18 protein-coding genes are annotated in these 21,248 nt (G+C 72.2%); 15 read left to right on the top strand and 3 right to left on the bottom strand.

What is annotated here, in order from left to right; all coding sequences use genetic code 11:
- Positions 1–13 precede the first annotated feature (13 nt).
- Positions 14–1,639, bottom strand: coding sequence for a PucR family transcriptional regulator (locus OG408_RS08945; RefSeq protein WP_266777102.1), 1,626 nt, complete (start codon positions 1,637–1,639; stop codon positions 14–16).
- Positions 1,640–1,908: 269 nt separating this feature from the next.
- Between OG408_RS08945 and OG408_RS08940 the strand changes: the two genes are divergently transcribed.
- On the top strand, positions 1,909–2,745 hold the full coding sequence (locus tag OG408_RS08940) for a sulfurtransferase (RefSeq protein WP_266786048.1): 837 nt from the start codon (positions 1,909–1,911) through the stop codon (positions 2,743–2,745).
- Between the two features lie 47 nt (positions 2,746–2,792).
- Here OG408_RS08940 and OG408_RS08935 read toward each other — a convergent pair whose 3' ends face one another.
- On the bottom strand, positions 2,793–4,595 hold the full coding sequence (locus OG408_RS08935) for a glycoside hydrolase family 15 protein (protein WP_266786046.1): 1,803 nt from the start codon (positions 4,593–4,595) through the stop codon (positions 2,793–2,795).
- A gap of 406 nt (positions 4,596–5,001) precedes the next feature.
- Between OG408_RS08935 and OG408_RS08930 the strand changes: the two genes are divergently transcribed.
- The 14 genes from OG408_RS08930 (at position 5,002) to OG408_RS08865 (ending at position 20,458) form a co-directional block, all read left to right on the top strand.
- Positions 5,002–6,663 (top strand): CTP synthase, encoded by a 1,662-nt coding sequence (locus tag OG408_RS08930; protein WP_266777101.1) that lies wholly within the window; start codon positions 5,002–5,004, stop codon positions 6,661–6,663.
- An 88-nt stretch (positions 6,664–6,751) separates the two neighbouring features.
- Positions 6,752–7,378 carry an NUDIX domain-containing protein gene (locus OG408_RS08925; protein WP_266777100.1) on the top strand — a complete coding sequence of 209 codons (627 nt, stop codon included), beginning with the start codon at positions 6,752–6,754 and terminating at the stop codon, positions 7,376–7,378.
- Positions 7,379–7,581: 203 nt separating this feature from the next.
- Complete coding sequence (locus OG408_RS08920) at positions 7,582–9,645, top strand: tetratricopeptide repeat protein (RefSeq protein WP_326669260.1); 2,064 nt, start codon at positions 7,582–7,584, stop codon at positions 9,643–9,645.
- A 143-nt stretch (positions 9,646–9,788) separates the two neighbouring features.
- A complete protein-coding gene (ald, locus tag OG408_RS08915; RefSeq protein ID WP_326674499.1) occupies positions 9,789–10,904 on the top strand; it encodes an alanine dehydrogenase in 1,116 nt (371 codons plus the stop codon).
- A gap of 368 nt (positions 10,905–11,272) precedes the next feature.
- Entirely contained in the window at positions 11,273–12,391 is a 1,119-nt protein-coding gene (locus OG408_RS08910; protein ID WP_323177982.1) for a ParA family protein, read from the top strand.
- Positions 12,388–12,984: a hypothetical protein gene (locus tag OG408_RS08905; protein ID WP_266786039.1), complete on the top strand. Its 597-nt coding sequence runs from the start codon at positions 12,388–12,390 to the stop codon at positions 12,982–12,984. Before OG408_RS08910 ends, OG408_RS08905 begins: the two co-directional genes overlap by 4 nt.
- 110 nt (positions 12,985–13,094) lie before the next feature.
- Positions 13,095–14,120, top strand: coding sequence for a segregation and condensation protein A (locus OG408_RS08900; protein WP_326669257.1), 1,026 nt, complete (start codon positions 13,095–13,097; stop codon positions 14,118–14,120).
- Positions 14,117–14,764 (top strand): SMC-Scp complex subunit ScpB, encoded by a 648-nt coding sequence (scpB, locus tag OG408_RS08895; protein WP_266777097.1) that lies wholly within the window; start codon positions 14,117–14,119, stop codon positions 14,762–14,764. Before OG408_RS08900 ends, scpB begins: the two co-directional genes overlap by 4 nt.
- Positions 14,764–15,996: a pseudouridine synthase gene (locus OG408_RS08890; protein WP_285568371.1), complete on the top strand. Its 1,233-nt coding sequence runs from the start codon at positions 14,764–14,766 to the stop codon at positions 15,994–15,996. The genes scpB and OG408_RS08890 overlap by 1 nt, the downstream gene beginning before the upstream one ends.
- Before the next feature lie 151 nt (positions 15,997–16,147).
- Entirely contained in the window at positions 16,148–16,801 is a 654-nt protein-coding gene (gene pnuC, locus OG408_RS08885) for a nicotinamide riboside transporter PnuC (RefSeq protein WP_266777095.1), read from the top strand.
- A complete protein-coding gene (locus tag OG408_RS08880) occupies positions 16,798–17,877 on the top strand; it encodes an AAA family ATPase (RefSeq protein WP_326669254.1) in 1,080 nt (359 codons plus the stop codon). The genes pnuC and OG408_RS08880 overlap by 4 nt, the downstream gene beginning before the upstream one ends.
- Positions 17,874–18,611 carry an NUDIX hydrolase gene (locus tag OG408_RS08875; protein ID WP_266777093.1) on the top strand — a complete coding sequence of 246 codons (738 nt, stop codon included), beginning with the start codon at positions 17,874–17,876 and terminating at the stop codon, positions 18,609–18,611. Before OG408_RS08880 ends, OG408_RS08875 begins: the two co-directional genes overlap by 4 nt.
- Complete coding sequence (locus OG408_RS08870) at positions 18,608–19,630, top strand: ADP-ribosylglycohydrolase family protein (protein WP_266777092.1); 1,023 nt, start codon at positions 18,608–18,610, stop codon at positions 19,628–19,630. Before OG408_RS08875 ends, OG408_RS08870 begins: the two co-directional genes overlap by 4 nt.
- Before the next feature lie 3 nt (positions 19,631–19,633).
- On the top strand, positions 19,634–20,458 hold the full coding sequence (locus OG408_RS08865) for a nucleotidyltransferase domain-containing protein (RefSeq protein ID WP_266777091.1): 825 nt from the start codon (positions 19,634–19,636) through the stop codon (positions 20,456–20,458).
- 33 nt (positions 20,459–20,491) lie between these two features.
- On the opposite strand, the gene OG408_RS08860 is transcribed toward OG408_RS08865, so the two are convergent.
- Positions 20,492–21,214 (bottom strand): nucleotidyltransferase domain-containing protein, encoded by a 723-nt coding sequence (locus OG408_RS08860; RefSeq protein ID WP_326669250.1) that lies wholly within the window; start codon positions 21,212–21,214, stop codon positions 20,492–20,494.
- Between the last annotated feature and the right edge of the window lie 34 nt (positions 21,215–21,248).

The raw sequence follows: 21,248 nt of genomic DNA, 5'->3' as shown, positions 1-21,248 counted from the left end.
GAGCCGTCAGTACCTAGGTGGTGTGGCGGCGGGCGCGCAGGGCCAGGCTCAGCGCCAGGACGGCCTGCGGGTCGTCCAGGTCGGTGCCGAGGAGTTCACCGATGCGGGCCAGCCGGTTGTACAGCGTCTGACGGTTCAGGTGCAGTTCGCGGGCCGTCTCCGCCTTGCGGCCCGCATGGGCCAGATACGTCTCCAGCGTGGGCAGCAGCGGCGGGCGCGAGGTGCGGTCGTGATCGCGCAGCGGGCCGATCGCCCGCTCGACGAACGCCGCCAGGTCCGGATGGTCCCGCAGCCGCCACAGCAGCAGATCGATGTCGAGGCGCCGCGCGTCGTACCAGGGCCGGTCGTCGAGCCCCTGCGCCGCCGTAGCCGTCTCCGCCGCGTGCCGCAGCCCGGCCCCGGCCGCCCCCCAACCACCCGGCACACCGACCACCACGACCGGCGGATGGGAGCCCGCCCGTTCCAGACCGGCCCGCTCCACCCCGGCCCGCAGCGCCGCGGCGACCCGGTCGGCCACCGCCGTACGCTCCGACTCGGTGCGCAGCCCCAGCAGCAGCGGCACCCGGCCCTCCACCGGCCGCACCCCGAGCAGCACGGGCACGCCCACCGAGGACAGCTCCTCCAGGACCGCGCGCGCCAGCAGCGCCCAGTTGCCGGAGGGGGAGAGCTCCGGGGCCAGCCGCATCACCACGGGCAGCAGCGGCATCTCGCCCGGCTTGAAGCCCAGCACCCGGGCCTGCGCCGGGGCGTCCTCGGGGGTGATGCGCCCCTCCGCGAGATCGGTCAGGAAGTCACCGCGGCCGCGCGCCGCGAGCTCCTCCTCCTGGCGGGCCTGCATCAGCACCACCGCGAGGAGGCCCGCCGCCCGCTCCGCCGCCATCCGGTGCACCGTCACCAGCGGACCGTCCACGGCCAGCAGGACCAGTCTGGCCCGCACCGAACCGGCCCCCGGCCCGCCGCCGGGCACATCCACCAGCAGCGCGCTCGCGGGCGGCGACTCGCGGGCCGCCCGGCCGCCGCGCATCCCGTCCCAGACCTGGAGCGGGTCGGCGGAGACCGGTCCGGACTCGGTGCCCGCCGCGTACAGCAACTGGCCGTCGGCCGTCTCCAGGAAGACCGGATTGGCGGTGAAGTCCGCCAGGATGCCGAGCACCTGGGGCACCCCGCCGCCACCGAGCAGCGCCACGGTGCAGCGCCGGTGCACCTCCTCGGCCCGCTGCAGGAGGGCGTAGTGCCCGTTGACGATCTCGGTGTGGATCTCCTCCGTCACCGTCACGAACGGCACCTCGCGGTGCAGCTGGACCAGCGGCAGCCCCGCCGCGCGCGCCGCGTCCACGATCGACGCCGGCAGTCTGCTGAAGCGCGGGCCGAGCTCCACGACGAGGGCGGCGATGCCGCGGTCGGCGAGCCGGCGGACGAAGGCGCGCTGTTCGGCCGGGCGGGTGCCGAGGCCGAGACCGGTGGTGAGGAGCAGCTCGCCGCCCTTGAGCAGCGAGGCGATGTTGGGGACCTCGCCCGCGTGCACCCAGCGCACGGTGCGGCCGAGCCGGTCGGAGCCCGCCACCACCTCGGGGAGCCCGCTGCGCAGCCCGGGAAGCTCAAGGGCACGCTGCACGGTGATGCCGCCTTGGGTCTCCACTGGCTCTGGCCTCGCACTTCGGTCGGATCGGGCGGGCGGCCGCCCCGTCGCGGTCGCCCTGGTCAGGAAGGTACCGGCCCGGGGCGCCGACGGCTCCGCCGGGGCGGTGGGCCGTTGACAGGACCGGAGCCCGCTGCGATCTTGAAAATCCGGTACCGGGACGAGGGGGACGAAGCGTGGACGACGAGGTGCTGTCGTACGGGGACGGAGACGGGAGCGAGGACGGGGACGGTCACCGGGCGGGCGGGGGCCGGCCGCACGGCGCCGCCCTGCCCGGGCCGCTGGTCGGCGCCGACTGGCTCGCCGCGCGGCTCGGGGCGCCGGGGCTGCTGGTGCTGGACGCCTCGGTCGGCGCGAACCGGGGGAGCGCCCGGCGGATCGCGGGGGCGCGCCCGTTCGACATCGACGGCGCGCTCTCCGACCACTCGGGTCCGCTGCCCCACACGATGCCCGGTGCCGCCCGGTTCACCGAGGAGCTGCGCGCCCTCGGCCTCGACGACGGCGACACGGTCGTCGTCTACGACGCGGTGGGCATCTACTCCAGCGCCCGGGCCTGGTGGATGCTCCGGGCGATGGGCTTCGACCGGGTCGCGGTGCTCGACGGGGGCCTGCCCGGCTGGACGGCCGCCGGACTGCCGGTGGAGAGCGGCGCGCCGGGCGCCGCGGAGCGCGGTGACTTCACCGCGAGGCCGCGTACGGGGCTGTTCGCCGGAGCCGACGAGGTGGCGGCGGCCCTGGCCGACCCGGCGGCCGCGGTCTTCGACGCGAGGGCCCGGGAACGGTTCGCCGGTACGGCTCCCGAGCCGCGCGCGGGGCTGCGCGGCGGCCATATGCCCGGCGCGGTCAATCTGCCGTTCGGCGAGATCCAGCGGGACGGCCGGATGCTGCCGGCCGCCGAGCTGCGCGCCGCGTTCGGTGCTCTGGCCGGCGACCGGGAGCGGCTGTACTTCAGCTGCGGATCGGGTGTCACCGCCTGCGTGCTGACGCTGGGGGCGGAGCTGGCCGGATACCGCGAGAACGCGGTGTACGACGGGTCCTGGAGCGAGTGGGGGCTGCCGTCGGAGCTCCGCCCGGTCGAGACGGGCCCGGGGCCGCAGACCGGCTGACGGCGGCGTTCCGCGGCGGACCTTGCGGCCCGCCGCGGTCCGGCCGCTCAGCCCACGTACGCCCCGCTCGCCGTCAGCCGCAGTGCCGTGTCGATCAGCGGCACATGGCTGAAGGCCTGCGGGAAGTTGCCCACCTGGCGCTGCAGCCGCGCGTCCCACTCCTCGGCCAGCAGGCCCAGGTCGTTGCGGAGCGAGAGCAGGCGCTCGAAGAGCTGTCGGGCCTCGTCGACCCGGCCGATCATCGCCAGGTCGTCCGCCAGCCAGAACGAACACGCCAGGAACGCGCCCTCGTCGCCCTCCAGACCGTCCACGCCCGCGTTCTCGCCCGAGGTGGGGTACCGGAGCACGAAGCCGTCCTCGGTGGACAGCTCCCGCTGGATCGCCTCGATCGTGCCGATGACCCGCTTGTCGTCGGGTGGCAGGAAGCCCATCTGCGGGATCAGCAGCAGCGAGGCGTCCAGTTCCTTCGACCCGTAGGACTGGGTGAAGGTGTTGCGCTCCTTGTCGTAGCCCCGCTCGCACACGTCGCGGTGGATGTCGTCGCGCAGCTCGCGCCACTTCTCCAGCGGTCCGTCCGTGTCGCCGGACTCGATCAGCTTGATCGTCCGGTCGACCGCGACCCAGGCCATCACCTTGGAGTGCACGAAGTGCCGGCGCGGACCGCGCACCTCCCAGATGCCCTCGTCCGGCTCGTCCCAGTGCTTCTCCAGGTACTCGATCAGCTTGAGCTGGAGACCGGTCGCGTAGTCGTTGCGGGTCAGCCCCGTCATGTGCGCCAGGTGCAGCGCCTCGGTGACCTCGCCGTACACATCCAGCTGGAGCTGGCCCGCGGCGCCGTTGCCGACCCGGACCGGGCCGGAGTTCTCGTAACCGGGCAGCCACTCCAGCTCGGCCTCGCCGAGTTCCCGCTCGCCCGCGATGCCGTACATGATCTGGAGGTTCTCGGGGTCGCCCGCGACCGCCCGCAGCAGCCATTCGCGCCAGGCCCGGGCCTCCTCGCGGTAGCCGGTGCGCAGCAGCGAGGACAGGGTGATCGCGGCGTCGCGCAGCCAGGTGTAGCGGTAGTCCCAGTTGCGGGAGCCGCCGATGTCCTCCGGCAGCGAGGTGGTCGGCGCGGCGACGATGCCGCCGGTCGGCGCGTACGTCAGGGCCTTCAGGGTGATCAGCGAGCGGACCACGGCCTCGCGGTAGGGGCCGTGGTACGTACACTGCTCGACCCACTCGCGCCAGAAGTCCGCGGTGGCCTCCAGTGAGCCCTCCGGGTCCGGGACCGCGGGCGGCTCGCGGTGCGAGGGCTGCCAGCTGATGGTGAACGCGATCCGGTCGCCGGGGGCGACGGTGTAGTCCGCGTACGTCGTCAGGTTCTCGCCGTACGTCTCCGCCGGGGTGTCGAACCAGACCGAGTCGGGGCCGGCGACGGCGACCGTACGGCCGTCCACCTTGTGCACCCATGGGGTGACGCGCCCGTAGCTGAACCGCATGCGCAGCTGCGAGCGCACCGGCACCCGGCCGCTGATTCCCTCCACGATCCGGATCAGCTGCGGAGCGCCGTCACGCGGCGGCATGAAATCGGTCACTCTGACCGTGCCGCGCGGCGTGTCCCACTCCGATTCCAGGATGAGTGAGTCCCCGCGATAACGGCGGCGGTCGGCCACCGGGGGCTCCGTGCCCTCCGGATGTGCCGGTCCCAGGCGCCAGAAGCCGTGCTCCTCGGTGCCCAGCAGTCCCGCGAAGACGGCGTGTGAATCGAAGCGGGGCAGGCACAGCCAGTCGGCTGTGCCGTCCCGGCAGACCAGGGCGGCGGTCTGCATGTCTCCGATGAGTGCGTAATCCTCGATGCGCCCGGCCACGTGCATCTCCAGTCGAACGGCCATGTCGCCCCGTAGGGCGCTTACTGCGGGTCAAGAGGTCGTTGCAAGGGGTTGATGTGGGGGAACCTGCGAGCTCTTACCTCGCCCGGAGCGAGTGTCCGAGCAGGATACGACGCACCCGGGTGATCCGCGCGACGCTCTCGGCAACAGAGATGAGCCGAACGGGTGGGGCGTGAGAGACGTGCGGTGATCCTGTGTGCAGGGTGTGCCGGGAGTGGCCGGAAGCAGGCTCCCCTCGTCGCTGTTACCCTGGTAGCCCGTGGACCGGTGGTCGTCCGCAACAGCAGACGAGGCCCCCGAACCGCAGCGACGGCACCTCCGGAATCTCCGGACGGCAACGCCGGTACGCACCTCACGATCGCGACCACGGGAGCCCCCTTTGGCTATGCAGCCCACATCCACGACGACCAAGCACATCTTCGTCACCGGGGGTGTCGCCTCTTCCCTCGGCAAGGGTCTGACTGCCTCCAGCCTCGGTGCCCTGCTCAAGGCGCGCGGCCTTCGGGTCACCATGCAGAAGCTCGACCCGTACCTGAACGTCGACCCGGGCACGATGAACCCCTTCCAGCACGGTGAGGTGTTCGTCACCAACGACGGCGCCGAGACCGACCTGGACATCGGGCACTACGAGCGCTTCCTCGACGTCGACCTCGACGGCACCGCCAACGTCACCACCGGCCAGGTGTACTCGCAGGTCATCGCGAAGGAGCGGCGCGGCGAGTACCTCGGCGACACGGTCCAGGTGATCCCGCACATCACCAACGAGATCAAGCACCGCATCCGCCGCATGGCCACCGACGACGTCGACGTCGTCATCACCGAGGTCGGCGGCACGGTCGGCGACATCGAGTCGCTGCCGTTCCTGGAGACCGTCCGCCAGGTCCGCCACGAGGTCGGCCGGGACAACGTCTTCGTCGTGCACATCTCGCTGCTGCCCTACATCGGCCCGTCCGGCGAGCTCAAGACGAAGCCCACCCAGCACTCGGTCGCCGCGCTGCGCAACATCGGTATTCAGCCGGATGCCATCGTGCTCCGCGCCGACCGTGACGTACCGACCGCCATCAAGCGCAAGATCTCGCTGATGTGCGACGTCGACGAGGCCGCCGTGGTGGCCTGTGTGGACGCCAAGTCGATCTACGACATCCCCAAGGTGCTGCACACCGAGGGTCTGGACGCCTACGTCGTGCGCAAGCTCGACCTGCCGTTCCGCGATGTCGACTGGACCACCTGGGACGACCTGCTGGACCGCGTCCACAACCCCGACCACGAGGTCACCGTCGCCCTGGTCGGCAAGTACATCGACCTGCCCGACGCGTACCTCTCGGTCACCGAGGCCATCCGGGCCGGCGGCTTCGCCAACAAGGCCCGGGTCAAGGTCAAGTGGGTCGCCTCCGACGACTGCAAGACCCCGGCCGGTGCCCAGAAGGCCCTCGGCGACGTCGACGCGGTCTGCATCCCCGGCGGCTTCGGCGAGCGCGGTGTCATCGGCAAGGTCGGCGCCATCCAGTACGCCCGTGAGAACAAGGTGCCGCTGCTCGGCCTCTGCCTCGGCCTGCAGTGCATCGTGATCGAGGCGGCGCGCAACCTCGCCGAGATCCCCGACGCCAACTCCACCGAGTTCGACGCCGCCACCTCCCACCCCGTCATCTCGACGATGGAGGAGCAGCTGGCGTACGTCGAGGGCGCGGGCGACCTGGGCGGCACCATGCGGCTCGGCCTGTACCCGGCGAAGCTCGCCGAGGGCTCGCTGGTCCGCGAGGCCTATGACGACCTGCCGTACGTGGACGAGCGCCACCGCCACCGCTACGAGGTCAACAACGCCTACCGCGCCGAGCTGGAGAAGAAGGCCGGACTGGTCTTCTCCGGCACCTCCCCGGACAACAAGCTCGTCGAGTACGTCGAATACCCGCGCGAGGTCCACCCCTACCTGGTCGCCACCCAGGCGCACCCGGAGCTGCGCTCCCGCCCGACCCGCCCGCACCCGCTCTTCGCGGGCCTGGTGAAGGCGGCCGTCGCCCGCAAGACGGGCGCCGAGCCGGTTAAGTAACAGCACCCGCGCAGGCGTTACGGTTGACCGGGGTACCCGTCCTTCGAGGACGGGTACCCCGGTCACTGTTTTTTGTGGGAGGACGTAGATGGGTTTCCAGGACACGCCCGAGGAGTGGCCGGTCACCGCGACCGTGACTCCGTTCCGGGGCAACAAGACCAGCGTCCGCACCGATGACGTGGAGATGCCCGACGGCACGGTCGTGCGCCGCGACTACCAGGTCCACCCCGGCTCGGTCGCCGTGCTCGCGCTCGACGACGAGGACCGCGTCCTCGTGCTGCGCCAGTACCGCCACCCGGTGCGCCACAAGCTGTGGGAGATCCCGGCCGGACTGCTCGACGTCCCCGGCGAGAACCCGCTGCACGCCGCGCAGCGCGAGCTCTACGAGGAGGCGTACGTCAAGGCCGAGGACTGGCGGGTGCTGACCGACATCTACACCACGCCCGGCGGCTGCGACGAAGCCGTACGGATCTTCCTCGCCCGGAACATCTCCGAGGCGGACGGGGAGCGCTTCGAGGTCTCCGAGGAGGAGGCCGACATGGAGGTGGCCCGGGTGCCGCTCCAGGACCTCGTGCGGGGCGTGCTCGCCGGGGACCTGCACAACAGCTGCCTGGTGGTGGGGGTGCTGGCACTGGCCGCCGCGCGCGCGGGCGACGGGACCGACGCGCTGCGGCCCGCGGAGGCCCCCTGGCCCGCCCGCCCGTTCGAGGCCTGACGGACCGTCGGGGACCCCGCGGAACCGTCCGCGGGACCCTGTGCGCACCCTCCCGGACGTCCCCCGATCGGAAGAAATGCTGATCCGATCGGGGGACGTCTCCGCCGCGCTCCACCCGATTCGCCCACCCGCCTGAACTACGCTCGGAACGCCCTGACCGGAGTCCCGGCGGGCGACGCGTGCAGCGAAGTGGAGCGTGGCCCGTGACGGATCAGGCGGTGGACACCAGCGGCCCGGCCGAGGCAGCGGGGACCGAGGAGCCGGACACCGTCGAGCCAGTCCAATTCTTCGGGCGCGAGCGAGAGTTGAAGGAACTCCGGGCCGATATCGAGCGTGCCGGACTGGACACCATGGCCGGGCGCAAGAGCGGCCGGGCCCGGGTCCTGCTGATCGCGGGACGCCCCGGCTCCGGCCGCACCGCGCTGGCCGGTGAACTCACCCGCAGGCTGCTCGGCACCGGTGACTACCCCGACGGGCTGATCCGCGTCCGGCTCACCGAACCCGACGGCACCCCCGTACCCGCCGACCGCGCCGCGCGCGAACTCCTCGGCGGCCTCGGCGTGGCCGGACCGCCCGGCGCGGACGCGGACGAACTCACCGAGATGGTCCGCGAGGCGCTCGCCGTACGCCGCGTCCTGCTGCTGCTCGACGACGCACCCGACGCCGAACAGGTCGACCCGCTGCTGCCGGACAACCCGGACTGCCTCGTCGTCGCCACCTCCCAGGGCCCGCTGACCGGCATCCCCGGTGTCCGGCCCTGCACCCTCGGCGGCCTGGACGCGGCCTCCGCCGTCCAGCTGCTCGCCCGTGCCATCGGCCAGGTCAGGATCACCGTCGACCCGCTGACGGCCGAGACCCTGGCCGAGGAGTGCGGGGGCCAGCCCGCCGCACTGGTCATGATCGGCGGCTGGCTCGCCACCCGGCCGACGGCCTCGGTGGCCGACGTCACCAAACAGCTGCGGGAGCTGCCGGACGACGCCGAGCAGCCCACCGGCGCCCGCCCGCTGGCCCGTGCGTTCCGGCTGGTCCACGACTCGCTGCCGCCGACCGCCGCCCGGATACTGCGTCTGCTCTCCCTCGCCCCGGCCGGGCTCGCCGACGCCCACACCGCATCGGCGCTGGCCGGCTGCTCCGTCTCGGCCGCCCGGACCACCCTCGACGACTTCGTGACGCTGGGCCTGCTGCGGGCCGACGGGGCCGAGGAGCCGCAGTACGAGGTGCCCGGCTGCCTCGCCGGGCTGCTGCGGGCGCTGCTGGAGGACCGGGACCGCCCGGCCGAGATCCAGCTCGCCCGCGCCCGGATGCTGGAGCGCACCGTGCGGCTGCTCCAGTCCTGCCGGGCGGTCACCGAACCCGAAGGCTCCCCGGCCCGGCGCAAGCTGGCCGGGCTGCCGCGCTCCTTGCGGTTCCCGGCTCCCGAGGCCGCCGCCGCATGGCTGCGCAGCCGCCGGCCCGCGCTGCTCGCCTCCGCCAGGATCGCCGTCGAGGACGGTGAACTCGACACCCTGGCAAGGCGGTTGGTGGCCGCCCTGGTACGGGCGCTGGCCGCGCACGAGGGCACCGAGGCGGCCGCGCCCGATCTCTACGGACTGCACGGTCTGGTGCTGGCCGTGGCGGAGCGGCGCGAGCTGCCCCGGGAGCGGGCGGCCGCTCTGCTCAACCTCGCGGATCTCGACGCCGGGACCGGCCGGACCCGGGAGGCGCTGGCGCGCTACCGGGCCGCGCTGGACGCCGGACGGGCCGCGAAGGACCCGTACGCCACCGGCCGCGCGATGGAATCCGTAGGCGGTGCCTACGCCGAGCTGGGCGACTTCCACCGGGCCTCCGACTGGTACGGGCGGGCGCTCGCCCAGCGGCTCACCCAGGGGGAGCGGGCCGACGAGGCGCGGCTGTACGGGCGGATCGGCACCGTCCACACCTACGCCGGCCGGTACGGGGAGGCGCTGCGGAGCTGGCGGGCCGCGGCGGCCGGCTACCGCAGGCTCGGCGACCTGCCGGCCCAGGCGCGGGCGCTCAGCGAGGTCGCCCGGGTCCAGGAGTACGCGGGCCGTCCGCAGGAGTCGCTGCAGACCTGCCGGGAGGCCGTGGAATGGGCGCGGCAGGCCAAGGACCTGCGGCTGCAGGCCGCTCTGGAGCTCCGGCTGGCCGACACGCTGGACCGGCTCGGAGACCCCGCGGCCGCGGGTCTGCACAGGGGTGCGGCCGAGAGATTGCTGGGCGAGGAGAGCGCAGCCTACGAAATCCGTAGTCCATCGACAGAAAATTAATGCTTTGTAAGGCTAGACAGCGGGAAGCCCTTCATTAGACTGGCTCTGCCGCGGGTCTTCGCGGTGTCTCCATTTACGCTGTGTCTATCCGGGTATGTATGGCTATGCCCGGATAACCCTCTGAGCCAAGGACCGTGATCGACGTGAAGGTCGGCATCCCCCGCGAAGTCAAGAACAACGAGTTCCGCGTGGCGATCACGCCTGCCGGTGTGCACGAGCTCGTCCGCCACGGCCACCAGGTCGTCGTCGAGGAGAACGCCGGGGCCGGCTCCTCCATCACGGACCTGGAGTACGTCGCCGCCGGGGCGCAGATCCTGCCCACCGCCGACGAGGTCTGGGCCACCGCCGACCTGCTGCTGAAGGTCAAGGAGCCGGTCGCCGAGGAGTACCACCGCCTCCGCAAGGACCAGACCCTCTTCACGTACCTGCACCTCGCCGCCTCCCGCGCGTGCACGGACGCGCTGCTGGAGTCCGGCACCACCGCCATCGCCTACGAGACCGTCGAGACCGCGAACCGCGCGCTGCCGCTGCTCGCCCCGATGTCCGAGGTCGCGGGCCGGCTGGCCCCGCAGGTCGGCGCGTACCACCTGATGCGCTCGGTCGGCGGCCGCGGCGTGCTGCCCGGCGGTGTGCCCGGCACGGCGGCCGGCCGGGCCGTCGTCATCGGCGGCGGCGTCTCCGGCTGGAACGCCACGCAGATCGCCGTCGGTCTCGGATTCCACGTCACGCTGCTCGACAGGGACATCAACAAGCTCCGCGAGGCCGACAAGATCTTCGGCACCAAGGTGCAGACCGTCGTCTCCAACGCCTTCGAACTGGAGAAGGCCGTCGTCGAGGCGGACCTCGTCGTGGGCGCCGTGCTGATCCCCGGCGCGAAGGCCCCGAAGCTGGTCACCAACGAGCTCGTCGCCAAGATGAAGCCCGGAAGTGTACTTGTCGACATTGCAATTGATCAGGGTGGCTGCTTCGAGGACTCGCACCCGACGACGCACGCCGAGCCGACCTTCATGGTTCACGACTCGGTCTTCTACTGCGTCGCCAACATGCCGGGCGCGGTCCCGAACACGTCCACGTACGCCCTCACCAACGCGACGCTGCCCTACATCGTGGAGCTCGCGAACCGTGGCTGGGCCGAGGCGCTGCGCCGTGACGCCGCACTCGCCAAGGGCCTCAACACCCATGACGGGCAGGTCGTTTACCGCGAGGTCGCCGAGGCGCACGGTCTCGACCACGTCGAACTGAGCACGCTTCTCGGCTGACGGGTCAACACCGATCGTCAACCTCACGCGTCCGGCCGGACCTTGCCGAGCAAGGTCCGGCCGGACGCGTGTCGGGCCTTCCCGGGGCCGCGCGCAACTCGTCTCGAACGTAACCCTTTAACCGATTCGTGCCCCCGCGAAAAGTGCGCCCGAAGGGCTGCGCGCCCTTGACAGCGGGGTGTTCGATTGCCGACACAACGGGCCGGGTCCGGCGGATTGTGTTGCTGCGGACCGGTGACACGCCATAGAGTCGCCAATCGTCGGCATGGTGCCACGCTGACCTATCGATAAGTTTCCTGGTCACGTCCAAGGAGGTAAGACGACTTGTGAATGAGTCGACATTTACTCCCGGGGGTGTTCATCCAGGGATGCCGGCGCGGGGCCAGAGCCCGAACGGGCTGGAGGCTGTCGGCTCCGTCGCTGTCCGCACCTTCGCCACCCACCAGCACATGACGACAGCCCCCCAGATGATGGACGGCCTACACGTGAACGCCATGGCCGGCAACGAGAGTGGCCGGGACACCGCCCACTTCGCCGACTTCGACGAAGCGCCCCAGGGGCACTTCTACGACCCAGACGCCGAGTACGAGCCCGATCCGGAGTACGCGGCCACCCTCGCGCCCGACGCCGCCCGGCAGCGCCGCGAGCGGATCGGCCCGACCGGCCGCCCCCTGCCCTACTTCCCCATCCCGGGCCCGCTGACCGATCACGGCCCCGCGAAGATCATCGCTATGTGCAACCAGAAGGGCGGCGTGGGCAAGACCACGTCGACCATCAACCTGGGTGCCGCGCTCGCGGAGTACGGCCGGCGCGTCCTGCTCGTCGACTTCGACCCGCAGGGGGCCCTGTCCGTCGGCCTCGGCGTCAACCCGATGGAGCTCGACCTCACCGTCTACAACCTGCTCATGGAGCGGGGCATGGCGGCCGACGAGGTCCTCCTGAAGACCGCCGTGCCCAACATGGACCTGCTGCCGAGCAACATCGACCTGTCGGCCGCCGAGGTCCAGCTGGTCAGCGAGGTCGCCCGGGAGTCCACGCTGCAGCGCGCCCTGAAGCCGCTGATGGCCGACTACGACTACATCGTGATCGACTGCCAGCCCTCGCTCGGCCTGCTCACCGTGAACGCGCTGACCGCCGCGCACAAGGTGATAGTGCCGCTCGAGTGCGAGTTCTTCGCGCTGCGCGGGGTGGCGCTGCTCACCGAGACCATCGAGAAGGTCCAGGAGCGGCTCAACCCGGAACTGGAGCTCGACGGCATCCTCGCCACCATGTACGACTCCCGTACGGTGCACAGCCGCGAGGTCCTCGCGCGCGTCGTCGAGGCCTTCGACGACCACGTCTACCACACGGTCATCGGGCGCACGGTCCGCTTCCCGGAGACCACGGTCGCCGGTGAGCCCATCACCACGTACGCCTCCAACTCGGTCGGTGCCGCCGCCTATCGCCAGCTCGCCAGGGAGGTGCTCGCCCGGTGTCACGCCGAGTGAGTCTGCCCGGGGCCGACGAACTGTTCCGTACCACCGGGGGGATGGGGCTGCAGTCCTCGTCCCCCGCGGAGCGGCGGCGCAAGGCGAACGGCGAGACCCGGGTGCCGGCTCCGGCCGGTGAGGCCGAGGCCGGGACCGAGGCGTCCGGAGAGGGCTCCGAGGCCCCCGCCGGTGCAGCCCCCGCCGCGCAGGAGGAACACTCCGCGGCGGACGCCGACGCCGGTGACTCGCGCAGCCGCGGCGGCGAGAACGACCGGGTCGCGGTGGCCGCACAGGCCGGCCGCCGCCCGCAGCCGCCGTCCTCGCAGGAACCGGTTCCCGCACCCGTCGTGCAGCAGCAGCGCAGGCGTGGTGGCGGGCGCGGCGCGAACCGCAGGCCCAGCGGCCGGGAGCGCCACGACGAGAAGATCACGGTCTACGTCTCCGCCGAGGAGCTGATGGACCTCGAACACGCGCGTCTCGTGCTGCGCGGCGAGCACGGACTGGCCGTCGACCGCGGACGCATCGTCCGTGAGGCGGTCGCGGTGGTCCTCGCGGACCTGGAGTCGCGGGGCGACGCGAGCATCCTCGTACGGCGGCTGCGCGGCCGCTGAGCGGTGCGGCGCCGGTAGCCTGCCGGAGAGGGTCCGCCGCCGTCCGGCGGTCCGGCCCTCCCGTACGGGCCGCCGCCCGCCGACCGTGTCCCGCCGCACCCTGGAACTCCATGCCGACGCCCGACCAGCCCGCCCGCACCTCCCGCCGCCCACTGGGCCGCGGGCCGGGGGACGTCCTCCCGGCTCCGGTGGTGGACGACGCGCCTGCGGTCGACGAGGCGCCGGTGGTGGACGAGGCGCCGGTGGTGGACGAGGCGCCTGTGGTCGACGAGGCCCCTGCGGCGGTAGCCCCCGCTCCCGCTCCCGCCCCCACTCCCGACGACGGGCGTTTCACCGTTCGGCTGGCGAACTTCGAGGGGCCGTTCGATCTCCTGCTCCAGCTCATCTCCAAGCACAAGCTGGATGTGACCGAGGTCGCCCTGTCCAAGGTCACCGACGAGTTCATGGCCCACATCCGGGCCATGGGGCCCGACTGGGACCTCGACCAGACCACCGAGTTCCTCGTGGTCGCCGCGACCCTCCTCGACCTGAAGGCGGCCCGGCTGCTGCCCTCCGCCGAGGTGGAGGACGAGGGCGACCTGGCGCTCCTGGAGGCAAGGGACCTGCTCTTCGCGCGACTGCTCCAGTACCGCGCGTACAAGCGCATCGCCGAGATCTTCAGCGCCCGCCTCGAATCCGAGGGCCGGCGCTTCCCCCGTACCGTCGGACTGGAACCGCACCACGCGGAACTGCTGCCCGACGTCGTCATCAGCATCGGGGCCGAGGGCTTCGCCCGGCTCGCCGTGAAGGCGATGCAGCCGAAGCCCAGGCCCCAGGTCTACATCGACCACATCCACGCCCCGCTGGTCAGCGTGCGCGAGCAGGCCGGGATCGTGGTGGAGCGGCTGCGGGAGGCGGGCGAGATCAGCTTCCGGGAGCTGACCGCGGACGCCCCGGACACCCTCACCGTCGTCGCACGGTTCCTGGCGCTGCTGGAGCTCTACCGGGAGAAGGCCGTCGCCCTGGACCAGGACGAGGCGCTCGGCGAGCTCATGGTGCGCTGGGCCGGGGGAGAGGGAGCGGAGCCGGCCGTGACGGACGAGTTCGACCAGGAGGCACAGGACGTGCGGGACGCGCAGAGGGACGTGAAGGCATGAGCGAGCAGGACGTCACCGGTTCCACCGTCGCGGAGCTCGATCTCAAGCCGGCCCTGGAGGCCGTCCTCATGGTCGTCGACGAGCCCGCCACCGAGGAGCACCTGGCCAAGGTGCTGGAGCGGCCCCGGCGGGCCGTCGCGGACGCGCTGCGGGAGCTGGCCGACGAGTACACCGTGCAGCGCCGCGGTTTCGACCTCAGGCTGGTCGCGGGCGGCTGGCGCTTCTACACCCGCCCGGAGTACGCGGCGGCGGTCGAGGGCTTCGTCCTGGACGGCCAGCACGCCCGTCTCACCCAGGCCGCGCTGGAGACCCTGGCGGTCGTCGCGTACCGCCAGCCGGTGAGCCGTTCGAGGGTTTCCGCGGTGCGTGGAGTGAACTGTGACGGGGTCATGCGGACCCTGCTGCAGAGGGGTCTGGTAGAGGAAGCGGGCGCGGAACCCGAAACAGGTGCGATCCTGTACAGGACGACGAACTACTTTCTGGAGCGGATGGGCCTGCGTGGCCTGGATGAGCTCCCGGAGCTCGCGCCCTTCCTCCCCGAGGCGGACGCGATCGAGGCTGAGACGCTAGAGGGTGTGCCGTCGTTCGATCCGGACGCACCGGACACCCCGGATACTCACGCAGACGACAAGACGGATTTTTGATGCGAAGCAGTGGCAGGAACAGCGGAAGCGGCAGCGGCGGCGGCAGGAGCGGCGGCGGCGCGGGCGGCAGGAGCAGCGGCGGCAGCGGCGGCGGCAGGAGCAGCGGCGGCGCGGGCGGCAGGAGCGGCGGCGCGGGCGGCAGGAACAACAGCGGCACCGGCCGGAACAGCAACCCGAGCCCCCGCGTGTCCGGCTCCGGGCGCGACGACAACCAGGAGCAGCGCCCCCGCCGGCCCCGCCCCGAGGAGCGCCGCTACGACGTGGGCAACGACAAGCCGGGCGGCGACGGCGGCACCCGCAAGGGCCGCGGCGCGTCGGCCCGCGGCGGTGCCAAGGGCGGCCCGAAGGCGGCGACGCCCGGCTCCGCCAGGAGCGGCGGTCCGCGGCGTACCCCGTACGGCGCCCAGGCCCGCCCGCGCGAGCTCGACGCCAAGATCGAGCAGCGCAACCGTGACAGGTACGCGAACAAGCCCGAGATCAACACGCCCAAGACCCACCCGGGCGCCGAGCAGGAGGGCGAGCGGCTGCAGAAGGTCCTCGCCCGGGCCGGCATGGGCTCGCGCCGCGCGTGCGAGGAGCTCATCGAGCAGTCCCGCGTCGAGGTGAACGGTGAGATCGTCGTCGAGCAGGGCATGCGCGTCGACGTCCACCACGACGAGATCAAGGTCGACGGCCTGACCGTCGCCACCCAGTCGTACCTCTTCTTCGCGCTGAACAAGCCGGCCGGTGTCGTCTCCTCCATGGAGGACCCGGACGGCCGCCAGTGCCTCGGCGACTACGTCACCAACCGTGAGACGCGTCTCTTCCACGTCGGCCGGCTGGACACCGAGACCGAGGGCATCATCATGCTCACCAACCACGGCGAGCTGGCCCACCGTCTCACCCACCCGAAGTACGGCGTGAAGAAGACCTACCTCGCGGCCATCCAGGGCCCGCTCCCGCGCGACCTGGGCAAGCGGCTCAAGGACGGCATCCAGCTGGAGGACGGGTACGCCCGCGCCGACCACTTCCGCGTCGTCGAGAACACCGGCAAGAACTACCTCGTCGAGGTCACCCTCCACGAGGGCCGCAAGCACATCGTCCGCCGGATGCTGGCCGAGGCCGGCTTCCCCGTCGAACGGCTCGTGCGCACGTCCTTCGGACCGATCCCGCTGGGCGACCAGAAGTCGGGCTGGCTGCGCCGGCTCACCAACACCGAAGTGGGCATGCTGATGCGCGAGGTCGGTCTGTAGACCACCCCGCTCACCGCTTCACGGCCCGCGGCCGGTTCCCTGTTCCCGGTGGTCGATTCCCGACCTCCGACTTTCGAACAGGAACCGGCCGCGGGCCTTTTGCTGCCCCCGTTCTGCCTTTATAGTCAGAGTGACTATTAAGGAGGCGGGCGTGAGTCTCGCGGACGTACTCGATCCCCTGCAGCAACCCCTGGTGACGGTCCTGGACACCCCGGTCAGCTGGACCGAGGTGCTGGGCTTCGGCAGCGGGGCGCTGTGCGTCTGGCTCGTGGCCCGCCAGCACCTCGCCAACTGGCCGATCGGCATCGCCAACAACGTCTTCTTCATCCTGCTGTTCACCCAGTCCGGGCTCTACGCGGACGCGGGTCTCCAGATCGTCTTCATCGTCCTTGCCGCGTACGGCTGGTGGACCTGGACCCACGGGGGTGGACCAGGGACGGACGGACTGCCGGTGCGGCGCACCACCCGCACCGAGTGGACCGGGCTGCTCGCGGCAGGGGCGGTGGGGACCCTCGCCCTGACCGTGCTGCTCGGCCGGGCCACCGACTCGACCGTGCCCTTCTGGGACGCGCTGACGACCGCGCTGTCCCTCGCGGCGACGTACGGGCAGTGCCGGAAGCTCGTCGAGTCGTGGTGGCTGTGGATCGCCGCCGACCTCGTGTACATCCCGCTGTACGCGTACAAGGAGCTCTACCTGACCTCGCTGCTGTACGCCGGGTTCCTGACGCTGTGCCTGATCGGCCTGCGCAACTGGACCCGGGACCTCGCCGTCCGCCCGCAGGAACCCGTGGAGGCCGTGGCATGAAGCCCTTCGGACACGGGCTGGTGCTCGGGAAGTTCTACCCCCCGCACGCCGGCCACCACCACCTCGTCCGCACCGCCCAGGACCGCTGCGAGCGGCTGACCGTGCTGGTCTGCGCCTCCTCGGTGGAATCCGTACCGCTCGCCGACCGGGTCGCGTGGATGCGCGAGGTGCACCCGGACGTGACGGTGGTGGGTGCCGTGGACGACACCCGGATGGATCTCCACGACCCGGCGGTCTGGGACGCCCACATGGCGGTCTTCACCGGAGCCGTGCCCGAACCCGTGGACGCCGTCTTCACCTCGGAGTCGTACGGGGACGAACTCGCCCGCCGCTTCGGCGCCGAGTCCGTCTGCGTCGACCCCGCACGCAGCGTCTTCCCGGTCTCCGGCACCGCCGTGCGCGCGGATCCGGCCGGCTGCTGGGACTTCCTCGAACCGCCGGTCCGGGCCGCGCTCGCCCGCCGGGTCGTCGTCCTCGGAGCCGAGTCCACCGGCACCACCACCCTGGCCCGCGACCTCGCGGGCCACTACCGCCGGCGCGGCGGCATCTGGGCGCACACCGGCTATGTCGCCGAGTACGGACGCGAGTTCAGCGAACAGAAGCTGGCCGCGCTGCGCGCCCGGTGGCCCGGGGCCCAGTGGGAGGACGTCTCCTTCACCACCCATGACTTCCCCCTCATCGCCGAGACCCAGAACGCCCGCGAGGAGGCCGCCGCCCGCGCCGGTTCGCCGCTGCTCGTCTGCGACACGGACTCCTTCGCCACGACCGTGTGGCACGAGCGGTACGTCGGCGGCCGCAACCCCCTGGTCGAGCGGACGGCCGACCGGGTCACCCACCACCTGTGGCTCCTCACCGACCACGAGGGCGTCGCCTTCGAGGACGACGGACTGCGCGACGGCGAGGAGCTGCGGCCCTGGATGACCGACCGCTTCCGCGCCGAACTCACCCGTACCGGACGCACGTTCACCGAGATCACCGGCAGCCGTCAGGACCGGCTGACCGCCGCCGTCGCGGCCGTCGACGCGCTGCTCGCCGCCGGCTGGGACTTCGCCGCACCCCTCCCGGAGCGACGATGAGCGACGCCACCGCCCCCGAGGGGTACGACCCGCACGCCTTCGAACCCTTCGCCGTCACCGTCGACCTCGCCGTCTTCACGGTCCGCGAGTCGCGGCTGCACGTCCTGCTCGTCGAACGCGGCGAGGATCCGTACAAGGGCCGCTGGGCACTGCCCGGCGGCTTCGTGCTGCCCCGGGAGTCCGCCGGGACCGCCGCCCGCAGGGAACTGGCCGAGGAGACCGGACTGACCGAGGACACCGTCTCGGCCCTCCACCTGGAGCAGTTGCGCACCTACAGCGAACCGGACCGAGACCCGAGGATGCGGGTCGTCTCCGTCGCCTACGCCGCCCTCGTCCCCGACCTGCCCGAACCGCGCGGCGGCGGCGACGCGGCCAGCGCCCAGTGGTGGGACGCCGGACACCTCGGCACGCTCGCCTTCGACCACGACCGCATTCTCGGCCACGCCCGCACCAGGATCGGCGCCAAACTCGAGTACACCTGCCTGGCCACCGCGTTCTGCCCGCCCGAATTCACCCTGGGAGAGCTCCAGCAGGTGTACGAGACGGTCTGGGGCGTCGAGCTGGACCGGCCCAACTTCCGGCGCAAGGTCCTCACCACGCCCGGCTTCGTCCAGGCCTCGGAAGGATCGCCGCGCCGCACCGGCGGACGGGGGAAACCGGCCGCCCTGTACCGGGCGGGTGCCGCGACCGCCCTGCACCCCCCACTCCTGCGACCGGAAGGAAGAAGCGCATGATCGTGACCAGGACCCTCACCAAACAGGCCGCCACCGGCGCGCTCACCGGGCTCGCGCTCGGCGACGCACTGGGCTTCCCGACCGAGTTCAACAACGTCCCCTCGATCCTCGCCAAGTGCGGGCCGTGGCGCCAGATGCGGCTGCCGAAGCCGGCGATCGTCACCGACGACACCCAGATGACCCTGGCCCTCGGCCGCGGAATCCGCACCGCCACGGACAGCGGACTGCTCACCCCGCTGCGCCTCGTGCGGCCGGTGCGCGACGAGTTCGTCGCCTGGTACCACTCACCCGACAACAACCGCGCCCCCGGCCGCACCTGCATGACCGCCTGCCGGCTGCTCGACAGCGACCGGCTCTGGCAGGAGGCCAGCCAGACCGGCTCCAAGGGCTGCGGCGCCAACATGCGCGTCGCTCCCGTCGGCCTCGTCCCCGGCCTCAGCGAGGAACAGCGCGCCGGCGCCGCCCAGCTCCAGGCCGCCCTCACCCACGGACACCCGACCGCGCTCGCCGCTTCCGACCTGACCGCCCGCGCGGTGTACCTGCTGGCGCAGGGTGCCGAGCCGATGGGCCTGATCGGTCAGCTGCGCAGCTACGCCTACGAGAACAGCAGCCGCTACCTCACCCGCTGGCTCGGGGACCTCTGGCGCTACGCGGGCGACTCCACCCCGGAGCAGTACATCCAGCGCGGCTGGGACGAGTGCCTGACCGCCCTGGCCCGGGTCCAGGACGCCCTGCGCCACCCGTCGCCGGAGACCGACCCCTGCGAGAGCACCGGAGACGGCTGGATCGCCGAGGAGGCCATCGCCACCGCCCTGCACTGCTTCCTGCTCTTCCCCGACGAACCCGTCACCGCCCTGCGCCGGGCCGCGTGCACCCGGGGCGACTCGGACTCGCTCGGCTGCCTGACCGGCGCCCTGGCCGGCGCGCACCTCGGCTCGGCGGCCTGGCCCAAGGAGTGGTCCGAGCGGATCGAGTACCGGAGCGATCTCCTGTCGCTGGCGGCGCTCTGGGACGCTTGAGCCATGCGCCACGACATCACCGGCCTCCAGGAGGCCGGACTGCCGGTCACGGACCTCGCCCCCGTCATCGCCGGGGAACGCCACCCGCTGCTGTTCGCCACGGTCTCCGGGGCGCATCTGTACGGGTTCCCCTCCCGGGACTCGGATGTGGACCTGCGGGGGGTCCACATCCTGCCCGCCGAGGACCTCGTCGGGCTCCGGGAGCCCGAGGAGACCCGCTCGCGGATGTGGGACAGCGACGACGGGGTGGAGATGGACCTGGTCACCCATGACCTCCGCAAGTTCGTCCGGCTGATGCTGAAGCCGAACGGCTACGTGCTGGAACAGCTGCTCTCGCCCCTGGTCGTGCACACGACGGCCGCGCACGCGGAACTGGTGGCGCTGGCCCCCGGCGTCCTGACCCGTAACCACGCCCACCACTACCGGGGGTTCGCCGGCACCCAGTGGCGGCTCTTCGAGAAGACCGGTGAACTGAAGCCGCTCCTGTACACCTTCCGGGCGCTGCTCACCGGCATCCACCTGATGCGCGACGGCGAGGTGCTGGCCCATCTGCCCTCGCTCCTCGACCGGGTGGCGGCGCCGTCCTACCTCCCCGGACTGATCACGGCCAAGGCCGCGGCCGAGCACGGGGGAGCGGACGGGGTGGACGGTCCCACCGCGGCCCGGGACGTGGAGTCGCTGCACCGGGTGCTCGACGAGGCGCAGGCCGGCTCGGGGCTCCCGGATGCTCCGGGCGCGTTCGACGCGCTGCACGACCTGGTGGTACGCGCCCGGCTCGCCCCGCGGGCGGTCCCGGAACCGGCGGCTGTGCAGGCGGCAGCGGTCTGAGGGGCGGCCGCCGGCCGGTCGCGGCTGCCGGGTTCAGCCCGTAGGGCCCTCACCGGCCGGTGACACCGCCAGGGCCGACGCCCGCCGGGCACGGATCAGGAAGTCCTCGATCCGTGCCCGGTTCGGCAGCTCCGGCAGCGGGGAGACGGCGGCCGCCTCGTCGCCCTCCGTCGCCAGCCGGGTCATCCGCCGCTCCACCTCCGGCCAGGCCACCTCGCCCCGCTTGACCGCCAGCAGCTCCTCCCTGGCGGACCCCACCTCGATGATGAGCTCGCCGGTGCGCAGCAGGTCCCGGCAGCTCGTCAGCAGCCGGAGCAGGTGCATCGCGTGCTTCCAGCGCGGCGCCCCGTACTGCCGGACATCGGCCTCCAGCTTGCGGCGCTGCCCCAGCGCGTACCGGACGAAGGTCTGATGGGCCTGCCGGGACAGGAAGGCCCCGCGCAACGAGAGGAGTTCCCGGCCGGTCGCGTCGATCCGCTCCACCAGGGGCGAGTGCAGGCACTCCAGCACGTTCGGATTGGCCCGCAGCGCCAGCTCGCAGAACCGCTCCAGCTCCCAGGAGAACTGCTCGTCGGCCGGCCCCTCGACATGCGTCGGAGGCTTGTCGAACCGCCAGAACAGCGGGGTCGGGGCGAGGAACACCCCGCGCCGGTCGGTGTCGCTGGCGTCCGTGGCCAGACCGAACGCCCGCGAGCCCATCACACAGGAGTAGACCGTGTGGTCGCGCACCAGGGCCTCGTCGCCGGGAGTGATCATGCGGGGAGGGTACGCGAGGGGGCCGTCGCGTCCG

The organism is Streptomyces sp. NBC_01257, from assembly GCF_035917255.1.
Taxonomy (GTDB): Bacteria; Actinomycetota; Actinomycetes; order Streptomycetales; family Streptomycetaceae; genus Streptomyces.
This window is presented reverse-complemented; position numbering and strand designations above follow the sequence as displayed.